Below are 17,589 nucleotides of genomic sequence, written 5' to 3'. Positions count from 1 at the left end.
TCACGCCTCCTGCACGTCTGAGCCGGGACGTCCGTCCGGGCCGAGACCCAGGACGAACCGGTCGGGGAAGATCCCGTGGCTGCGGACGATCGCTCCCTCCGGTGGCGGGAGCACGCGCACGCCGGGGCGGCGGAACAGGCGGCGCACGACCTCGCAGATGACGACTCTGGCGGGGTGCACGCCGAGGCAGGCGTGGTGGCCGTGTCCGAAGTGCAGCTGGAGGTGCTCCGGCCGGTCGAGGCGGAAGTCGTCCGGCTCCTCCACCACGTCCGCGTCGAACATGGCCGAGGCCGGCGCCGCGAGCACGAACGTCCCCGCGGGGATGACCGTCCGGCGCGGGGTGCCGGCGGCGAGGACGTAGTCGCGCTCGCACAGCCGGGGGAGCAGCTTGAAGAACGGGCTGAACCGCAGCGCCTCCCAGACATGGCGATCGAAACGGGCGGGATCCGGGTCGGCGGCGGCGGCGATGGCCTCCGCCCGCACCCGCGGGCGGAGCATGAGCTGCTCCACCGCCTCCACCATGGCCCCCGGCCCGCTCTCCACGAACCCGAGGGGCAGCCCCGCCATGTTGATCAGCAGGCGCTCGTCGTCGAGGCCGACCTCGGCCGGGAGGGTCGTACGGATGAGGCGGCCGAAGACGTCATCGGGCGCCTCGCGCCCCGCCTCCAGGGCGGCCCGGCGTTCGGCGAGCAGGTCGCGCAGGTAGGCCATCATCTCCGCGCCCGCGCGGACCGACCCGGCCTGGATCGCCGGATCGCCCTGGAAGTTGGCGAAGCCGTCGGTGATCACGGCTCTCGTCCACCGCGACAGGGTCTCCGGAGTGGGCCCGGGGAAGCCGAAATACTCCCCGCACACCCGCAGGGTGACATGCCGGAAGAGCTCGCCGACGGCTTCGATCCGCCCTCGCCGCGACGCGGCGTCCAGGGCCTCGTCCGCGATCCGCCCCGCCAGCCCGCGCAGGTCCGCCGCGTCCTGGGGGGCGAGCATGACCTGCATCAGCCCCTTCTCCCGCCAGTTCATCGGCGTCGCGTCCCGGCCCAGCATGAACGGGGCGCCCAGCGCCGCGTCCAGGCGCGGGCCGAAGGCCCGGACCGTGAAGGTCTCCTCCCGGGAGAGCACCTCGACGACGTCGGCGAAACGGGTCACGACGGTGAAGGCCGGTGTGACGAAGATCGGCCGCTGGGTGCGGAGCTCCGCGAAGAGGGCGCGCCAGTCCGTGCGCATCCATTCCCGGACGAGGCCGAACGCGGCGATCGGATCGCGCGCCACGGCCACGTCGTATCGCTCCAGATGGCCGCCCATGGTCGATTGATCAACAGCACCCATGCCGTAGGACCCTCCGCTCCACGCGTGAACCGACCACTGAAGCCATGGCGAACAGAGATCGTCACTTTCCGTAGCCACAATCTAGGCAGGCGATACATTAGCTCAAGATGGCTACTGAATGCATTGTTTTGACTCCAGTAAGTAATTAAGGCATCACTTCCCGGCAACTCCCGCCGTCCGGCCGTCCGGCCGTTCAATGGGTGGCCGGACCGGCCCCGCCGGATCGCACACCAGGCGGTCTTCGCCGACCGCGAGGAGGCAGCGTGACCATCTCGGCCTTCCCGCCGGGTCAGCCGGAGTCAGGCAGGGCCGAGACGGTGGCGGTCACGGCCGGCCGCCGCACCGTCTACCTGGTCGTCCTCGTCGTCCTGCCGGTGCTGACCCTGGCCGCGGCGGTCCCCGCAGCCTGGGGATGGGGGATCGGTCCACGTGACGCGGTCATCGCCGTCGTCATGTATCTGATCAGCATTTTCGGGATCGCGATCGGCTACCACCGGCACTTCACCCATCGTGCCTTCAAGTGCCGCAGGCCACTGCGCATCGCCCTCATGCTGGCCGGCGGCATGGCCCTCGAAGGCCCGGTCACGCTGTGGACGGCCGAGCACCGCCGCCACCACAAGTACGCCGACCGGGCCGGCGACCCGCACTCGCCCTGGCGCTACGGCGACAGCGGCCTGGCCCTGCTGCGCGGCATGGCGCACGCCCACATCGGCTGGTTCTACACCGCGCGCAGCCGTTCCAGCCGGCAGCGCTGGGTGCCGGACCTGATGGCCGATCCGGACGTCCGGCGGTTCGACGCAGCCTACCCGGCCGTCGCGGCGCTGTCGTTCCTGCTGCCCGCCGCGGCGGGAGGGCTGTGGTCGATGTCGTGGACCGGTATGTGGACCGCCCTCTTCTGGGGCGGGCTGGTCCGCTACGCCGTGGTGCACCATGTGACCTGGTCGGTTAACTCCATCGCCCACACCTTCGGCGACCGCCCCTTCAGGACCAGGGACCGGTCGTCCAACGTCCGGTGGGTGGCGTTCCTGACCCTCGGCGAGGGCTGGCACAACTGGCACCACGTCGACCCTGCCTGCGCCCGCCACGGGGTGCTCAGAGGCCAGCTCGACCCGAGCGCCCGGCTGATCCGCTGGTTCGAGCGGGCGGGCTGGGCGTACGGCGTGCGCTGGCCGGACCCCGCGCGCCTGGCCGCCCGCCGCGTCGAGGCGGGACCGGGGACGTCCGGGGCGGGAGCGGGACCGTCCGGGGCGGGACCGGGGACGTCCGCCGGGCGGGATCCCGGGCGGCCGGCGCGAGGCGGGGAAAGAGCGCGAGGCGGGGAAAGGGACGGCGTCCGCCGAGCGCCGCCGCGCGTCTGACCGGGCAGCCGCCGGAGCGGCCCCGGGCGGACCCGCTCCGGCGACCCCGGACGGAGCCGCCGGAGCGGGTCCGTCCGGGGTCGCCGGCCGCGACGGCCTACCCTCGCACCCCCGTCACCTCCTCCCCGCTCACCTCGTCGCCGTCCGGGACCAGGGCGCCGCTGAACTGGGCGGAGTACAGCCGGTGGTAGGCGCCCCGAGCGGCCAGCAGCTCGTCGTGGGTGCCCTGCTCGACGATGCGGCCCCCGTCCATCACCAGGATGAGGTCGGCGTCGCGGATGGTGGACAGGCGGTGGGCGATGACGAAGCTGGTGCGGTCGGAGCGGAGGGCGGCCATCGCGTGCTGGACCAGGACCTCGGTCCGGGTGTCGACCGAGCTGGTGGCCTCGTCGAGGATGAGCAGCGACGGGTCGGCGAGGAAGGCGCGGGCGATGGTCAGGAGCTGTTTCTCTCCGGCGCTGACGTTGTTGCCCTCGTCGTCGATCACGGTGTCGTAGCCGTCGGGCAGGGTGCGGACGAACCGGTCGACGAACGTGGCCCGCGCGGCGGCCTGGAGCTGCTCCTCGGTCGCCCCGGGGTTGCCGTAGGCGATGTTCTCGCGGATGGTGCCGCCGAACAGCCAGGTGTCCTGGAGCACCATGCCGATGTGCGAGCGCAGGTCCTCGCGGCGCATCGCGGTGATGTCGACCCCGTCGAGGGTGATCCGGCCGGCGTCCAGCTCGTAGAAGCGCATGATCAGGTTGACGAGGGTCGTCTTTCCCGCACCGGTCGGGCCGACGATCGCGACCGTGTGCCCGGGCTCGGCCACCAGCGACAGGTCCTCGATGAGGGGCTGCTCCGGGACGTAGCGGAAGGACACCTGCTCGAACTCGACGCGGCCCCGCCGGGCGGTGGGCGGCACCGGGTCGGCGGGGTCCGGGGACTGGTCCTCGGCGTCCAGCAGCTCGAAGACCCGCTCGGCCGACGCCACCCCCGACTGCAGCAGGTTGGCCATCGAGGCGACCTGGGTCAGGGGCTGGGTGAACTGCCGTGAGTACTGGATGAACGCCTGGACGTCACCCAGGCTCATCGACCCGGTGGCGACCCGCAGGCCCCCGACGACGGCGATGGCGACGTAGTTGAGGTTCCCGATGAACATCATCATCGGCATGATGATCCCGGAGACGAACTGGGCGCCGAAGCTGGCCTTGAACAGCTCCTCGTTCCTGTCCCGGAACACCTGCTCGACCTCCGGCTGCCGCCCGAAGACCTTCACCAGCTCGTGGCCGGTGAAGGCCTCCTCGATGTGGGCGTTCAGGGTGCCGGTGTTGGCCCACTGCGCGACGAAGAACTTCTGCGAGCGTTTCGCGATCTGCCCGGTGACGATTATCGACAGCGGGATGGTCACCAGGGCGATCAGCGCGAGCAGCGGCGATATCACGAACATCATCGCCAGCACGCCGATCACGGTCAGCAGCGAGGTCAGCAGCTGGCTCATCGTCTGCTGCAGGGTCTGGGACACGTTGTCGATGTCGTTGGTGACCCGGCTGAGCAGCTCACCGCGCGGCTGGCCGTCGAAGAACTTCAGGGGGAGCCGGTTCAGCTTGTCCTCGACGTCCGCCCGCAGCCGGAACACGCTGCGCTGCACCACGTCGTTGAGCAGGTAACCCTGCAACCAGCTGAAGACCGAAGCCGCGACGTAGAGCGCCAGGGCCCACACCAGGACCGTGCCCAGTGCGCCGAAGTCGATCCCGTGACCGGGCACGACGTCCATCCGTGCGAGCAGGGCGGCGAAGTTGTCGTCGCCCGACGCGCGGGCGGCCTGGACCGCCTGCTCCGTGGTCGTCCCGGCGGGAAGCTGCTTGCCGATCACACCGCTGAAGATCAGGTCCGTCGCGTGGCCGAGGATCTTCGGTCCCACGACGGCGAAAACCACGCTGGTCACGGCGAGGCCGATCACGGCCAGGATCCTCGGGCGTTCGGGGCTCAGCCGCCGCATCAGCCGCCGCAGGGACGGCCCGAAGTTCATCGACTTCTCCGCGGGCATCCCGGCCCCCCCGAAGGGCCCCCGGCCGAAGCCTCCGCCGCCCGCCGGCGGTCGTGTGGTCGTCACGGGCTTGTCGCTCATGCTGCGCTCCCCGCGGTCAGTTGGGACTCGACGATCTCGATGTATGTCGGGCAGGAATCCAGCAGCTCGTCGTGGGTCCCCATGCCGACGATCACTCCGTCGTCGAGGACGATGATCTGGTCGGCGTCGGCGATGGTGGACACCCGCTGGCCGACGATGACGACGGCGGCCTGGGCGGTGTGCGGGCGCAGGGCGGCGCGGAGCCGGGCGTCGGTGGTCAGGTCGAGGGCCGAGAACGAGTCGTCGAACAGGTAGATCTCGGGTCTGCTGACCAGCGCCCTGGCGATCGAGAGCCGCTGCCGCTGCCCGCCGGACACGTTCGTGCCGCCCTGCGTGATGGGGGCCTCAAGGCCCTCGGGCATCGCCTCGACGAAGTCGCGGGCCTGGGCGACCTCCAGCGCCTCCCACAGCTCCTCGTCACTGGCGTCCGGGTTGCCGTAGCGCAGGTTGCTCGCGACGGTGCCGCTGAACAGGTACGGCTTCTGCGGTACCAGGCCGATGCGTGTCCAGAGCATCTGCGGATCGAGGTCGCGGACGTCGACGCCGTCGACCGACACCGTGCCGGAGGTGGCGTCGAACAGCCTGGGCACCAGGGAGACCAGTGTCGTCTTGCCCGCCCCGGTGCTGCCGATGACGGCGGTGGTCTGCCCGGCGGTGACGCGGAAGGAGATGCCGGACAGCACCGGTGCCGCCGCGCCCGGGTAGCGGAACTCGACGTCACGCAGCTCCAGCTCGGCGCGGCCGTGCACCTGCCGTACGGGATCCCGGGGCGGGGTCACCGACGACTCGGTGTCCAGCACCTCGATGATGCGCTCGGCGCAGACCGCGGCTCGCGGGATCATCATCGAGATGAAGGTGGCCATCATCATCGAGGCAAGGATCTGCATCAGATACATGAGGAACGCGGTGAGGGCGCCGACCTGCATCTCGCCGCTGTCCACGCGGCTCGCGCCGAACCACAGTACGGCGACGCTGGAGGCGTTGAGGATCAGCATCACGACGGGGAAGATGAGCGCGGTCAGCCGCCCGACGCGCAGCGAGGTCCCGGTCAGCGCGTCGTTCGCCGCGGCGAACCGGCGGGTCTCCTCGCGTTCCCGGACGAAGGCGCGGACGACCCGGATGCCGGAGAGCTGCTCGCGCAGCACCTGGTTGACCACGTCGATGCGGTCCTGCATCGCCCGGAACTGGGGGACCATGCGCGAGATGATCAGGCCGATCGACACCAGCAGCGCCGGGACGCAGACCAGCATGAGCCAGGACAGGCCGAGGTCCTGCCGCAACGCCATGACGATGCCGCCGACGCCCATGATCGGCGCGGCGACCAGCATCGTGCAGGTCATCACCACGAGCATCTGCACCTGCTGCACGTCGTTGGTGCTGCGGGTGATCAGCGAGGGCGCTCCGAACTGGGCGACCTCCCGGGCGGAGAACCCGCCCACCCGGTGGAAGACGGCCGAGCGGACGTCGCGCCCGAATCCCATCGCCGCGCGGGCGCCGTAGTAGACCGCCGCGATCGAGCAGGCGATCTGCACGAGGGACACGGCCAGCATCCAGCCCCCGGCGGACAGGATGTAGCCGGTGTCGCCGACGGCGACGCCCCGGTCGATGATGTCCGCGTTCAGGCTGGGCAGGTACAGCGAGGCTATGGTGCCGACCAGCTGCAGCACCACCACGGCGGTCAGCGTCGACGAGTAGGGCCGCAGGTAGGTGCGGAGCAGCCGGCTCAGCATGGGGGTTCCCCGCTCGTGGAGTCCGGGTGGAGCGCGTCGTGCCCGGGACGCAGGCGGATGCCGTCCAGCAGCGTGGAGACGATCTCCGTGGGTGATATCGGGTCGTCGGCGACGAACCGGGGATGGCTGAACGCGACGGTCAGCAGCTGCAGCCGGCGCGCGGCCTCGTGCGGCTCGCAGCGCAACTGGTCGCGTCCGGTGTCGATCAGGTCGACGAGCGCCTGCCCGATGAGAACGCCCTGGTCGGATCGGGCGCGGCGGTCGCGGTCCGTCTCGGGGGCTCCGAGGCATCCCAGCGCGTCCAGCAGCCGGAAGACGCGTGCCGTACGCTGCTGCAGGAGCTCGACCGCCGCGACGAGCCGGTCCGGCAGGGGAGCGGTGCGGTCGATGGCCGCCAGGTCCCGCAGGAGCGGGGAGGGGTCGAAGGCGCTGGCCACGGCCGCGCCCACGAGCTCGTCCTTGGTGGTGAAGACCCGGAAGATCGTCCCTTCGGCGACGCCGGCCGCCTGCGCGATCTGCCGGGTGCTCACGTCGGGGCCGTGGGCGAGCACCAGCGACAGGGTTGATTCGATGAGCGCGGCACGCCGTTCGTCCGGTGGGAGGGGAGCCGCGCGCTGGGAGGTCAAGATCACCCGGGTCACCCTAGTACAGGAATGAGTGAGTCGCTCACTCATTTAACTGACCGGTATCCGGCCCGTCCGTACGGCGTCCGCGGTCGCAGCGCCTCCCGGGCCTAGCTTGACCTGCGCGGCCGTTAGGTCGGCGGGGGTGCCGGGTATGGCCCGCCGTACGGGTGAGCGGGTAGGGCCGTCGTGCGGACAGGGAGGTGCGTCCATGGCTCTCGTCGACCGGGAATGCGTCCTGCGGCTGCTGGAGTCACCGGATCCCGACACCGCGCTGGTGTTCGTCCGCGGCGACTGCCTGATCCTGCGGGACGAGGAGATCGACGACGATCACCGGCCGCTGATCATCGTGCGCCGCCGGGACCTGGAGGGGTTCGTCTCCGGGGACACGGTGACGGACCGGGAGCTCGACACGCTGACGGACCGGCTGGACAACATCGCCCGCGACATCGGGGTCTGAGACTCGCCCTCGCGGGGCCTGGAGGGCGGGGCGGCGCCCGGTGGGTCATTCGGGCGTGTGGAATCTCTCGACGCGGGTGTCGTAGAGAGCGCGGGTGGTCTCGATCTCTTCGACGTGCTCCTCGGCCCAGTGGATGAGGAAGCCGACGGTGTCGAGCAGCGTGCGGCCCAGGGGGGTGAGCGTGTAGTCGACGCGGGGCGGCATGACCGGATACATGGTCCGCGAGACGATGCCGTCGCGCTCCAGCCCGCGCAGGGTGACGGTCAGCATGCGCTGGCTGATGCCGTCGATATCGCGTTTGAGCTCGTTGAACCGCTTGGTGCGGTCGCTCAGCTGGGAGATCACGTACAGCGACCACTTGTCCCCGATGCGCTCCAGGATCTCGCGGGCCCGGCAGGCCGCCGGGGTGTGGCCGGAGGGGAGTGCCGGGGTGTGGCCGGAGGGGAGTGACGTCTCCATGGTTCTCTCCAGGTAACTGGGTGAGGTGAAAGTGCCTTCTTGTGCCCTTTGGGGAAGTGTCACCAGGATAGGTGCGGTTCCTTTTCGGAACTGCCCTACCTGAGGGAACCGGCTTACCCCATGTAACTCAAGGAGACACGATGACGACCAAGGCTGTCGAGATCCCGGGCTATGTCGCCGGGACGTGGAGCATCGACCCGGTCCACTCCGAGGTGGGCTTCGTCGTCCGGCATCTCATGATCAGCAAGGTGCGCGGACGCTTCACCGGCTTCGAGGGCCGGATCGTGACCGGCGACGACCCGCTGGAGTCCAGCGTCACCGCGACCGTCGACCTGACCTCGGTCGACACGGGCAACAAGCAGCGGGACGACCACGTCCGCTCCGCCGACTTCTTCGACGTCGACGAGCATCCGGCCATGACCTACCGGTCCGTCGGGATCCGTCCCGACGGGGACGACTTCCTGCTCGACGGCGAGCTCATGCTCAAGGGGGTGACCCGGCCGGTCCCGCTGAAGCTGGAGATCAACGGGTTCGGCCCCGACCCCTTCGCCGCCGACCCCTTCGCCGGTGCCCGTGCCGGGTTCACGGCCACCGGCGAGATCAACCGCATGGACTTCGGCGTCAGCTACAACGGCCCCATCCCCGGCGGAGGCGTGTCACTGAGCGAGAAGGTCCAGATCGTCATCGAGATCCAGGCGGTCCTCCAGACCGCCGTCGCCCCGTGACGACCGGGTGCGGCCGGAGCGGCGGGTGAGCGGTCACCCCCGCTGACGGGAGTGCCACCTGGCCAGAAGCTCGGCCTCCCGGTCCGGGCTGATCGTCGTGGCCGTGGCGAACGAGGCCTCGGACTCGCGGATCTCGCGCACCGACCTGCGGAGGGGGCGCGGGTCGAGCCCGGCCGCGGTCGCGGCGGCCGGGTCCGCGGTGTTGATCTCCCCGCCGCCCTCCGGCCAGAGCGGCAGCGACCGCCCGTCCTCCCCCTCGGCGAGCAGGAACTCCTGCCCGACCCAGGTCAGCGTGGTCCCCGGTGGCCCGACCTCGGCCACGATCGTCTCCAGCATGTCGCCGAAGGAGAACGGCGGGCGCGGGCTGACCGCGTGGAAGGTGCCCGAGTCCGTCTTCTCGACCATGGCGATGATCCAGGTGCCCATGTCACGTCCGTCGATCACCTGGATCGGGTCCGACGGGTCACCCGGGGCCAGGACCTCGCCGCCGCGTGCGATCCGGTTGACCCAGTAGGTGAAGCGGCCCGTGTAGTCGTGCGGGCCGATCACGTAGGTCGGCCGTACGACCAGCGTCCCCGGCCCGAAGCGGTCGACCGCGGCGCGCTCGCAGAGCACCTTCAGGGGCCCGTAGGTCTCGGCGGTGACCGTCTCCGCGACCGGGCCGTCGGGCTCGGACAGCGGCGAGTCCTCGGTGAAGCCCGGCGCCGGCGGGACGGCGTAGACCGCGGTGGTGGAGATGAAGACGTACTGGCCCGTGGAGAGCACCCCGGCCAGGGAGGCGATCTGCGACGGAAGGTAGGCGCTGGCGTCGATCGTCGCGTCCCACCGCCGGTCACGCAGGATGGACAGGTCCTCGTTCCGGTCGGCCCGCAGGTGTTCCGCCTCGGGGAACAGCTCCGGCCCGGTCTGCCCCCGGTGCAGCAGGGAGACCTCGTGCCCGGCCGCCATCGCGGCCTCGGTGATGTGCCGGCCGACGAACCGGGTTCCACCGATGATCAGAATACGCATGTGGGTCATTTTCCTGCATAAGTTGCATCTGGCTCAGACTTATCCTTCATCCCGAGGGCCGTGGTGTGCGGTTGAGCGCATCCTTTTCGCTGTTAAAGGCGACAACGGGTACGTTGGAGGTGTCCATCGTCGACTTCAGGATGGTCACCGTGACGATCTGGCCAGAGGTGAGACCGCGCGGGCCGTCACAGGCCGCCGGACCTGGCTCTTCGACATCCGGAGCCCGCGGGCCGTCCCCCCACGACCTCCACCTCGACCTGACCGGCCCGCCGGTCCGCCTGAAGGTCAGCGGCGACATCGACCGCACGACCAGAAGGCTCTGGGAAGAGGCACTGGACGGCCTGGTCACCCAGGGCGATGACATGCACATCGACCTCGCCGGACTCACGTTCGTCGACGTCCGGGGAACATGGCTGCTGGCCCAGGCCGCCCACAGCCTCCCCACGGGCAAAAAGGTGTTCCTGCACCACGCGCCCTACTGTCTGAGATCCGTACTCGCCTTGATCGGACCGGACTCCTCCCCGATCGAAGTGGAGACGTGATGACCACGACGACGACCACCACGGTGGATCCGTTCGTCCATCCCGCGCTGTTCTACCGCGGGGCCCGGCAGTATCTCGACGGCACCGTGCCGTTCATCCGCGAGGGCCTGGCGGCCGGAGAGCCGGTCGCGGTGGCCGTACCCCCGCAGAACGTGGAGCTGCTGCGGGCCGAGCTCGGCGAGGCGGCCTCCGAGGTGCGCTTCCTCGACATGACGCAGGCCGGTCGCAACCCGGGGCGCATCATCCCCGGCGTCCTGCGTGCCTTCGCCGACCTCCACCCCGCCGGCAGGGTCCGCATCATCGGCGAGCCGATCTGGGCCGGCCGGTCGGTGACGGAGTATCCCGCGTGCGTCCAGCACGAGGCGCTGATCAACCTCGCGTTCTCCGGCCGCGCCGTCACCATCCTGTGCCCCTACGACCTCGACGGGCTGGACCCCTCGGTCATCGAGGAGGCCGAGATGACCCATCCCATCCTCCAGGACGGGAGCGGCCTGCGCACCAGCCCCGCCTACGCGCCCGAACGCATCATCCAGGACTACAACCGGCCGCTGCCCGACCCGCCGGACGCCGCCTCCCTCGGATTCGCCGGCGGCGACCTGGGGCGCGTGCGAGACTTCGTCGTCGGGCACGCCGCCCGCATGGGGCTCTCCGGAGAGCGTCTCGAGGATCTGCGACTGATCGCCAGCGAGCTGGCGGCCAACAGCCTCGACTACGGAGGAGGCTCGGGAACGGTGCGTATTTGGGGCGAGAACGGGCAGGTGGCCATGGACGTCACCGACGCCGGTCACATCCTCGACCCCCTTGCCGGACGCCGGCCGGTCGATCCCCGCCAGCGGGGCTCTCGCGGCCTGCTCGTCACCAACCTGCTCAGCGACCTGGTCCGCATCCACACCAGCCAGGACGGCACCACCATCCGCGTGTATTTCAGCATCTGAACCGTCCGGACCCCCCAACCCTCTGTCAGAGCCCGTGTCGGCCCTTCGCCCGCCACCAGGTTCCCCCAGGCCGATCACGGCCATGCGGAAGGAAGCGATTCTGAGCCCAGGAGATGGACGTCACCTGCTGCCCTCCGGCAGGTCGAACGTCATGGAGACGAGCATCGGGGCCGCGCCGCTTCCCGGAACGATCGACGCGGAGCGCCTCTCCGCCTCCACGGCGGCGGTGCAGGCCGTGCTCGACGTGATGCCCGGATCGGCGAGCTGGTCCGTGCCGATCCGTGACGCCACGGGAACGATCGTCGACCTCCTCATCCAGGCCGTGAGCCCGGAGGCGGAGGACGTCCACGGCCGGCGGGGCGAGGAACTGGTCGGCCTGCGCACCCGGCAGAGTTACCCGTCGGTGGCGGAGACGCCGCTCTGGCAGGCCTACCTGCGGGTGATGGAGACCGGCACGTCCGAGCGGTACAGCCCGTACGAGCACGTCGAGGTCGCCGACGGCGTCCCGCACCGCTCGACCTACGCCATGCGGATCGCCCGTCTCGACGACGGCCTGCTCGTCACCTGGGTCCGCGACGACATCGGGCAGCGGCTGGAGTCCCGTCTCGCCCGCACCGAGCACCTGGGCAACCTCGGCTGGGGACGCTGGAACATGGTCACCGGGGAGATCGTCTGGTCGCCGCAGCTCTACCGCATCCACGGGCGCGACCCGGCGGAGGGCCCCCTCACCATCGAGGCGTACTCCGACCTCGTCCACAGCGAAGACGCGCCGCTCCTCGCGGGGGCGGCGGACATGTGGACGCGCGGTGGCGGACCCCACGAGCTCGAAGTCCGGATCGGGGTGGGAGATTCCCTCCGCCACATCCGCATCTCGGCCGAGGCCACCCTCGACGCGGCGGGCCGGCCCCTGGAGATCCACGGGATCATGCAGGACATCACCGGCTGGCGCCGGGCGGCCGACGAGCTGGCCAGCGTCAGCCGGCGGCTGGAGGAGGAGAACCAGCTCACCGCCCACCTGCAGAAAATCATCATGCCGGTCCAGGACGAGCCCTACACCCTGCCCGGCCTGCGGGTGGCCGCCCGTTACCAGCCCGCCGAGACGGCGGCCTACCTCGGCGGGGACTGGTACCAGGCGATCGGCCTGGACGACGGTGACGTGCTGCTCGCCGTCGGGGACGTGGCCGGCAACGGGCTGGCCGCCGCCTCCGCCATGGCGAAGCTGCGTCACGCGATCACCGCCCTGGCCTTCGCCCATCACGACCCGGCGGAGATCCTCACCGTGCTGAACCGCCTGCTGTGCAAGCTCCGGCCCGACGTGCTGGCCACCGCGCTCGTGGCCCGCTACCGCCCGGCCGACCGCACCCTGCGGTGGACCCACGCCGGTCACCCCCCGATGCTCCTGGCCCGGGGCTCGCACGTGGAGCGCCTGCTCCATCCGGGCGTGCTGCTCGGCGTCTTCGAGGACGCCGCCTACACCTGCGGCACCGTACGGCTCAGGCCCGACGATCTCATGGTGATGTTCACCGACGGGCTCATCGAGAAGCGCGGCAGCGACCTCTACGAAGGTCTGGATCTCATGAGCGCCGCCCTGACCGAGGCCCTCAGGCCGATCTCCCCCGCCTCCCCGGACCGGCTTCCGGCGGTCATGGACGCCATGGTCCCGGCCAACGCGGCCGACGACACCTGCATCCTGGTCACCCAGGTCACCCAGAACGGTGAGATCATGACGCTCCCCCGCCGGGACGGCTGACGCCGGGCCCTCGCCTGGAGACGCCGGGCCCTCGCTTGGAGACGCCGGGCCCTCGCTTGGAGACGCCCGGCCTCCGTCCGGAGGCGTCCGGCCTCGCCTGGAGGCGTCCGTCCTCCGTCCGGAGGCGTCCGCCGCGCCGCGAAAGCCTGCGAGCAGGCCGGCAGCGTGGCGGCCGGCACGTTCACCGGGGCGTAGCCCGTGAGGCCCCGCAGGGGTCACTGCCCGCGGATGCCACTGATCAGCCGGATCAGCTCGGCCCGCAGGGTCTCGGGGTCCTCCACCCGGTCGGAGATGATCCGCTCGGCGGAGTCGCCGGCCAGGAGCGCGGTGTATGTCCGCTCTCCCCGGGGAGTGCGGGTCACCATCACGCGGCGCCGGTCCACCGGGTCGCGCTCCCTGCTGATGTGGCCGTTGCGTTCGAGCCGGTCGAGCACCGGGCGGATCGTCTGCTCCTCGACGTAGGTGCGGGCCGCGAGCTCCCGCTGGGTCCGGGGGCCGTCATCGAGCGCGTTCAGGGTGAGGAACCCCGCGTGGGTGAGGCCACGTTCGGCGAGCACGGCGTTCCACTCACGCTCCACCAGGCGCGCGGCGACCAGGAGGAGGCGGCCGGTCGGCCAGGACGCGTGGTCGTCCATGGAACTCCATCTGCCGGTGCTCGGATGAAACCCTGAGGTCACGCTATCCGAATGAAGCTCAGGGCACTTAGTGCCGGATCGCGAGGGGCAGCCGGGCGAGTGTGACGAGATCATCGGAGACGGCGCGTGGGGAAAGCCGGGCGCGGTGGGCGGGGAAGTCGGGCGCGGCGCGTGGGGAAAGTCGGGCGCGGTGGGCGGGGCCGCCGCTCGGCGGCCGGAGCCGGCCGCTCGCGATCTCGGCGGTGTCCGTGGCCTCCGCCGCCTCCGCGCTCGCTCCGACCCGGGTGCCGGGTCTCTCAAGTGAGCCCGGCGGCCTCGCACGCGACCCGGACGTCCACCGCGCAGATCTCCTGGACCGTCCAGAAGCCGTCCTTGACCACGGTGTCCTTGATGTTGTCCCAGGTGACCACGGTCGGCTGGATGATCTGGGCGGGGATCGAGGACGAGGTCCCGTTGTCCACGGTCCCGCTCCCGCTGCCGCTGCCCGTCACCGGCTTGCCCGACGCGAGATCGACGGCCAGCTGGGCGGCGTTCACGGCCTCCGGCCTGATCGGTTTGTAGACGGTCATCGTCTGGGTGCCCAGCAGGATGCGCTGGATGGCCGCGAGCTCGGCGTCCTGGCCGGTCAGCGGGGTGCCCTTCCTGACCCCGGCGTTCCGCATCGCGAGGGCGACGCCGCCGGCCATGCCGTCGTTGGCCGCGTACACCCCGATGATCCGTTCGGCGCCGAGCTCGGCGAACGCGGCGGCCGCCTCGGTCCCGGCCCGTTCGGGGCTCCAGCCGGGGGTGTCGTACTCCCTGCCGACGATCACCTGGCCGTTGAGGATCGAGTGGACGCCCTTCTTGAAGTCGTCCGCGTTCGGGTCGGACGGCGAGCCGTTGATCATCACGATCGGTCCCCTCCCGGGGTCGCCACCCGCCTTGAGCGCGTCGAGCAGCGCCTGGCCCTGCATCCTGCCGACCTGGATGTTGTCGAAGGAGGTGTAGGCGTCGATCGGCCCGTGGGCCAGCCGGTCGTAGGCGACGACCTTCACCCCCTGGCTGCGGGCGTTGGACACCGACTGCGCGATCGCCCGGGCGTCCACCGGATCCAGGATGATCACCTTGACGTTCTCGTTGAGCATCGCGTCGAACTGCTGCCGCTGCCGGTCGGGGTCGTCGCCGGCGTTGCCGTAGACGACCTGGCACTTGGGGCAGAGTTCGGCGAGGTGCTCGGTGATGTAGGGGCGGTCGAACTTCTCGTAGCGCGCCGTCCGCGACTCCGGCAGCAGCAGGCCGATCTTGAAGCCCCGGTCCACGGCGCCCGTGTCGCCGGCGGAGGCGGAGGCCGCGCCGCCGTCCCCGGCCTGTCCGGTGGTCCCGCAGGCCGCCATCCCGAACGCCATGGCGAGGGCCATCCCGCCCGCCGCCAGACGGGTCACCGCACTCTTCACTCAAACCCCCCAAGTCCTATCTTTGATATCAAAACCGGGCACTCAGCGGCAGCCGTACCCAGCGGCGGGGAACGCGATGCCCGGCGATCTCCGATCGTTGTGAGATCCCGGTCCGGCGGGCGCCCCGCCGGGGAGCGCTTTCCCGGGAGCGGGGCGCGGCGTCCGCGACTTTCAGCGGTACCTCGCCCTCCGGCCGGTACCTCGCCCTCCGACGGCGCCTCGCCCCCTCAGCCGCCTCGCCGGTCGTCGAGCCACACGTCCGTCTGGCGGGTCGTGCTGGTTCTGGGCGACGACTGGGGTGTGGCCCGGGTCTCCGTCACGGTGAAGTTGGCGACCACGTGCCGGTTGTGGAGGAGAAAGCCGATCACACCCGCGATGGCCTCGACGCTGCCGCGGGCGCGGGCGTGGCCGGTCAGGAGGTAGACCAGCGGCGTGGACGGCTGGTCGAGGGCGAAGCGCCGGCCGTGGTGGTGAACGTCCTGAAGGGTCCTGATGGGGATCGGCCGCTCCGTGGTGAACCAGGCGGCGACCTCCCAGAACGGCAGCGCGGGGTCGGGGCTGACCGATTCCTCGTAGCAGGCCACGCAGCCTCGGCGGGCGTCCTGCCCGTGGGGGCACGCCCAGGAGGCGGCGTCGTGTGGCATGCTGCGCTCAGACATGAGCCGACCGTACCTTCCGTATTCCCATGCGGTGGTTCCCGGGGATCAAATGTCCGGCCAGCCGAGGGCCGGTGGCGCCGGGCCTCCCGGTCGCGGCGGCTGCGGTCTCCGCTCCGGCTGCGGTCTCCACTTCGGCGGCGGCGGCGCCACCACCCGCCGCGACCCCGCCCGCCGGGGTCCGGCCGACCGCGATCCCGCCCGTGGAGGTCCTGTACGTGGAAGTCACCGGCCGCTGAGAATCGTCCAGCCGTGGGCGGGGACGAGCGCCGGGTCACCGGAGGCGGGCGCCGTCTCCGATGTCTCCTCCACGGTGAGCCCGCCGGTCTCCAGCGGGAAGAGGCAGGGCTGGTCGTCGGTGTTGAGCAGCGTCACGATCCTGGGGCACGGGTCGTCCGCGCCGGTCGACACCAGCGCGACAGTCCGGTTGGTCAGGTGGTGAGTGGTGGTGTGGGCCCTGACCAGCCACGGATGGCGGCGGCGCAGGCCGATCAGGCGCTGGTGCAGCCGGTGGACGGGCCATCCCAGGGGAGAGAGGGCGTCCGGACGGCCGGGGAAGGCGGGGCGGATGGCGTCGTCCCCGCCTTCCCGTTCCTCCTTGACGCCGCGGAAGGCCTGCTCGTCGCCGTAGTAGACGCTGGGGACGCCGCCCACGGTGAACAGCACGGCGAGCGCGTGGCCCAGGTGCCGCTCATCGGCGAGACGGCTGGCCAGCCTGGTCACGTCGTGGTTGCCGACGAAGGTCAGCGGGGGCGGTACGGCGTCCAGCAGGCTGTTGTGCCGCTCCAGGGTCCAGGCGAGCTCGAAGAAGTTGCCGTCGTTGAGCGAGCTCCAGATCGCCTTCCACAGCTCGTACTGGGTGACCGAGTCGAGGCCGCTCGCCCTGACGTATTCGGCGTAGTCGCCGTGGATCACCTCCCCGACGAACCACGCGTCGGGGTGGCGCGGCCGCACCTGTGCCAGGGCGCTGCGCCAGAAGCCGGCGGGCACCGCGTAGGCCGCGTCGAGACGCCAGCCGGACGCGCCGCGATCCAGCCAGTGGTCCATGACCCGTACGACGTGGTCGAGCACCTCGGGTTCCTCGTGATTGAGGGCCACGAGCCGGTGATGCCCCTCGAAGGTCGCGTAGTCCGGCTCGCCGCCCTCCCCGAACAGCCGGAACCAGCGCACGTAGCGCGGGTCGGGGTCGGCGGCCGTCGCCCGTGCGAACGCCGGGAACCCCCGGCCCACGTGGTTGAACACCCCGTCCAGGACGATCCGCAGGCCACGGTCGCGCGCCGCCGCGACGAGACGATCGAAGTCCTCGTCGTCGCCGAGCCGCGGATCGATCCGGAAATGGTCGACGGTGTCGTAGCCGTGGGTCTCCGCTGCGAATATCGGGCCCAGCAGCAGCCCCGAGCAGCCCAGGTCCACGGCGTAGTCCAGCCAGGGTTCGAGCTGCCGCAGGCGGTGCCGGACCGGCGTCCCAGGAGACGGCGCCGAGCTCTCCGCGCCCGCGAACCCGAGCGGATAGACATGCCAGAAGACCGTGTGGTCCACCCACGACGCCATGTACGCCCCTTACCCCGGCTCTCCGGCGCGAGCCGTACGGCCCGCGGAAACCGGCTACCCCGGATCAGGTAATCCAGCCTGCCCGATCGGGTGCGGCGTATCCTCGGCGGGGACCCGGTCCCGGCCGCCGCGTCGCGCGGACAGCGGGTTACGTCCACGGATGTGGTGTACGGGTTCCACCGGCGACCGGCGACCGGCGACGATAGCGGCCCCGTTCACCTCCACTCCGCCCCAGGGCCGCTCCATCCGTACGGTGCCGCGCGAAAAGGGCGGCCCCGGGCCCACTCCACC

Annotated in this window: 16 protein-coding genes; 6 read left to right on the top strand and 10 right to left on the bottom strand. The window is 71.0% G+C overall.

Translation table 11 applies throughout. The features are described 5' to 3' along the window. The gene (locus SROS_RS42220) at nucleotides 1-1,326 is read right to left on the bottom strand and encodes a cytochrome P450 (protein ID WP_012895107.1); all 1,326 of its coding nucleotides are present in this window, start codon (nucleotides 1,324-1,326) and stop codon (nucleotides 1-3) included. A 263-nt stretch (nucleotides 1,327-1,589) separates the two neighbouring features. On the opposite strand from SROS_RS42220, the gene SROS_RS42215 reads away from it, so the two are divergent. Then, nucleotides 1,590-2,684 carry an acyl-CoA desaturase gene (locus SROS_RS42215; RefSeq protein ID WP_012895106.1) on the top strand — a complete coding sequence of 365 codons (1,095 nt, stop codon included), beginning with the start codon at nucleotides 1,590-1,592 and terminating at the stop codon, nucleotides 2,682-2,684. A 97-nt stretch (nucleotides 2,685-2,781) separates the two neighbouring features. On the opposite strand, the gene SROS_RS42210 is transcribed toward SROS_RS42215, so the two are convergent. The 3 genes from SROS_RS42210 to SROS_RS42200 are packed head-to-tail and all read right to left on the bottom strand — an operon-like array spanning nucleotide 2,782 to nucleotide 7,153. Further along, nucleotides 2,782-4,791, bottom strand: a complete 2,010-nt coding sequence (locus tag SROS_RS42210; RefSeq protein ID WP_012895105.1) for an ABC transporter ATP-binding protein — start codon at nucleotides 4,789-4,791, stop codon at nucleotides 2,782-2,784. After that, complete coding sequence (locus SROS_RS42205; protein ID WP_012895104.1) at nucleotides 4,788-6,521, bottom strand: ABC transporter ATP-binding protein; 1,734 nt, start codon at nucleotides 6,519-6,521, stop codon at nucleotides 4,788-4,790. Before SROS_RS42205 ends, SROS_RS42210 begins: the two co-directional genes overlap by 4 nt. Next, nucleotides 6,515-7,153: a TetR/AcrR family transcriptional regulator gene (locus tag SROS_RS42200; RefSeq protein WP_169369499.1), complete on the bottom strand. Its 639-nt coding sequence runs from the start codon at nucleotides 7,151-7,153 to the stop codon at nucleotides 6,515-6,517. Before SROS_RS42200 ends, SROS_RS42205 begins: the two co-directional genes overlap by 7 nt. Nucleotides 7,154-7,355: 202 nt before the next feature. Here SROS_RS42200 and SROS_RS42195 point away from each other — a divergent pair, with 202 nt between their 5' ends. Then, entirely contained in the window at nucleotides 7,356-7,604 is a 249-nt protein-coding gene (locus SROS_RS42195) for a hypothetical protein (protein ID WP_012895102.1), read from the top strand. Between the two features lie 45 nt (nucleotides 7,605-7,649). Here SROS_RS42195 and SROS_RS42190 read toward each other — a convergent pair whose 3' ends face one another. Next, nucleotides 7,650-8,063 (bottom strand): winged helix-turn-helix transcriptional regulator, encoded by a 414-nt coding sequence (locus tag SROS_RS42190; protein ID WP_012895101.1) that lies wholly within the window; start codon nucleotides 8,061-8,063, stop codon nucleotides 7,650-7,652. A 140-nt stretch (nucleotides 8,064-8,203) separates the two neighbouring features. Here SROS_RS42190 and SROS_RS42185 point away from each other — a divergent pair, with 140 nt between their 5' ends. Beyond that, the gene (locus SROS_RS42185; RefSeq protein ID WP_012895100.1) at nucleotides 8,204-8,788 is read left to right on the top strand and encodes a YceI family protein; all 585 of its coding nucleotides are present in this window, start codon (nucleotides 8,204-8,206) and stop codon (nucleotides 8,786-8,788) included. A gap of 33 nt (nucleotides 8,789-8,821) precedes the next feature. Here the strand turns inward: SROS_RS42185 and SROS_RS42180 are convergent, their stop codons facing one another. After that, nucleotides 8,822-9,796, bottom strand: a complete 975-nt coding sequence (locus tag SROS_RS42180) for an NAD-dependent epimerase/dehydratase family protein (protein ID WP_012895099.1) — start codon at nucleotides 9,794-9,796, stop codon at nucleotides 8,822-8,824. A gap of 149 nt (nucleotides 9,797-9,945) precedes the next feature. Here SROS_RS42180 and SROS_RS42175 point away from each other — a divergent pair, with 149 nt between their 5' ends. The 3 genes from SROS_RS42175 to SROS_RS42165 all read left to right on the top strand — a co-directional run bounded on the left by SROS_RS42175 (nucleotide 9,946) and on the right by SROS_RS42165 (nucleotide 13,023). Then, nucleotides 9,946-10,338, top strand: a complete 393-nt coding sequence (locus SROS_RS42175) for an STAS domain-containing protein (RefSeq protein WP_169369497.1) — start codon at nucleotides 9,946-9,948, stop codon at nucleotides 10,336-10,338. Further along, nucleotides 10,338-11,273, top strand: a complete 936-nt coding sequence (locus SROS_RS42170) for a sensor histidine kinase (protein ID WP_012895097.1) — start codon at nucleotides 10,338-10,340, stop codon at nucleotides 11,271-11,273. Before SROS_RS42175 ends, SROS_RS42170 begins: the two co-directional genes overlap by 1 nt. A gap of 151 nt (nucleotides 11,274-11,424) precedes the next feature. Further along, nucleotides 11,425-13,023, top strand: a complete 1,599-nt coding sequence (locus SROS_RS42165; protein ID WP_012895096.1) for a PP2C family protein-serine/threonine phosphatase — start codon at nucleotides 11,425-11,427, stop codon at nucleotides 13,021-13,023. Between the two features lie 215 nt (nucleotides 13,024-13,238). Here the strand turns inward: SROS_RS42165 and SROS_RS42160 are convergent, their stop codons facing one another. From SROS_RS42160 to SROS_RS42145, 4 genes are all read right to left on the bottom strand, one after another. Continuing rightward, nucleotides 13,239-13,658: a MarR family winged helix-turn-helix transcriptional regulator gene (locus SROS_RS42160; protein WP_012895095.1), complete on the bottom strand. Its 420-nt coding sequence runs from the start codon at nucleotides 13,656-13,658 to the stop codon at nucleotides 13,239-13,241. 296 nt (nucleotides 13,659-13,954) lie between these two features. Next, complete coding sequence (locus SROS_RS42155) at nucleotides 13,955-15,055, bottom strand: sugar ABC transporter substrate-binding protein (RefSeq protein ID WP_043658114.1); 1,101 nt, start codon at nucleotides 15,053-15,055, stop codon at nucleotides 13,955-13,957. A gap of 263 nt (nucleotides 15,056-15,318) precedes the next feature. Then, entirely contained in the window at nucleotides 15,319-15,750 is a 432-nt protein-coding gene (locus SROS_RS42150; protein WP_148269394.1) for a hypothetical protein, read from the bottom strand. Nucleotides 15,751-15,972: 222 nt separating this feature from the next. Further along, nucleotides 15,973-17,298: an alpha-amylase family protein gene (locus tag SROS_RS42145; protein WP_012895092.1), complete on the bottom strand. Its 1,326-nt coding sequence runs from the start codon at nucleotides 17,296-17,298 to the stop codon at nucleotides 15,973-15,975. Between the last annotated feature and the right edge of the window lie 291 nt (nucleotides 17,299-17,589).

It is taken from the genome of Streptosporangium roseum DSM 43021, assembly GCF_000024865.1.
Lineage (GTDB): Bacteria > Actinomycetota > Actinomycetes > Streptosporangiales > Streptosporangiaceae > Streptosporangium > Streptosporangium roseum.
The sequence above is the reverse complement of the archived record's forward strand: the minus strand, read 5'-3'. Positions and strand labels throughout refer to the sequence as shown.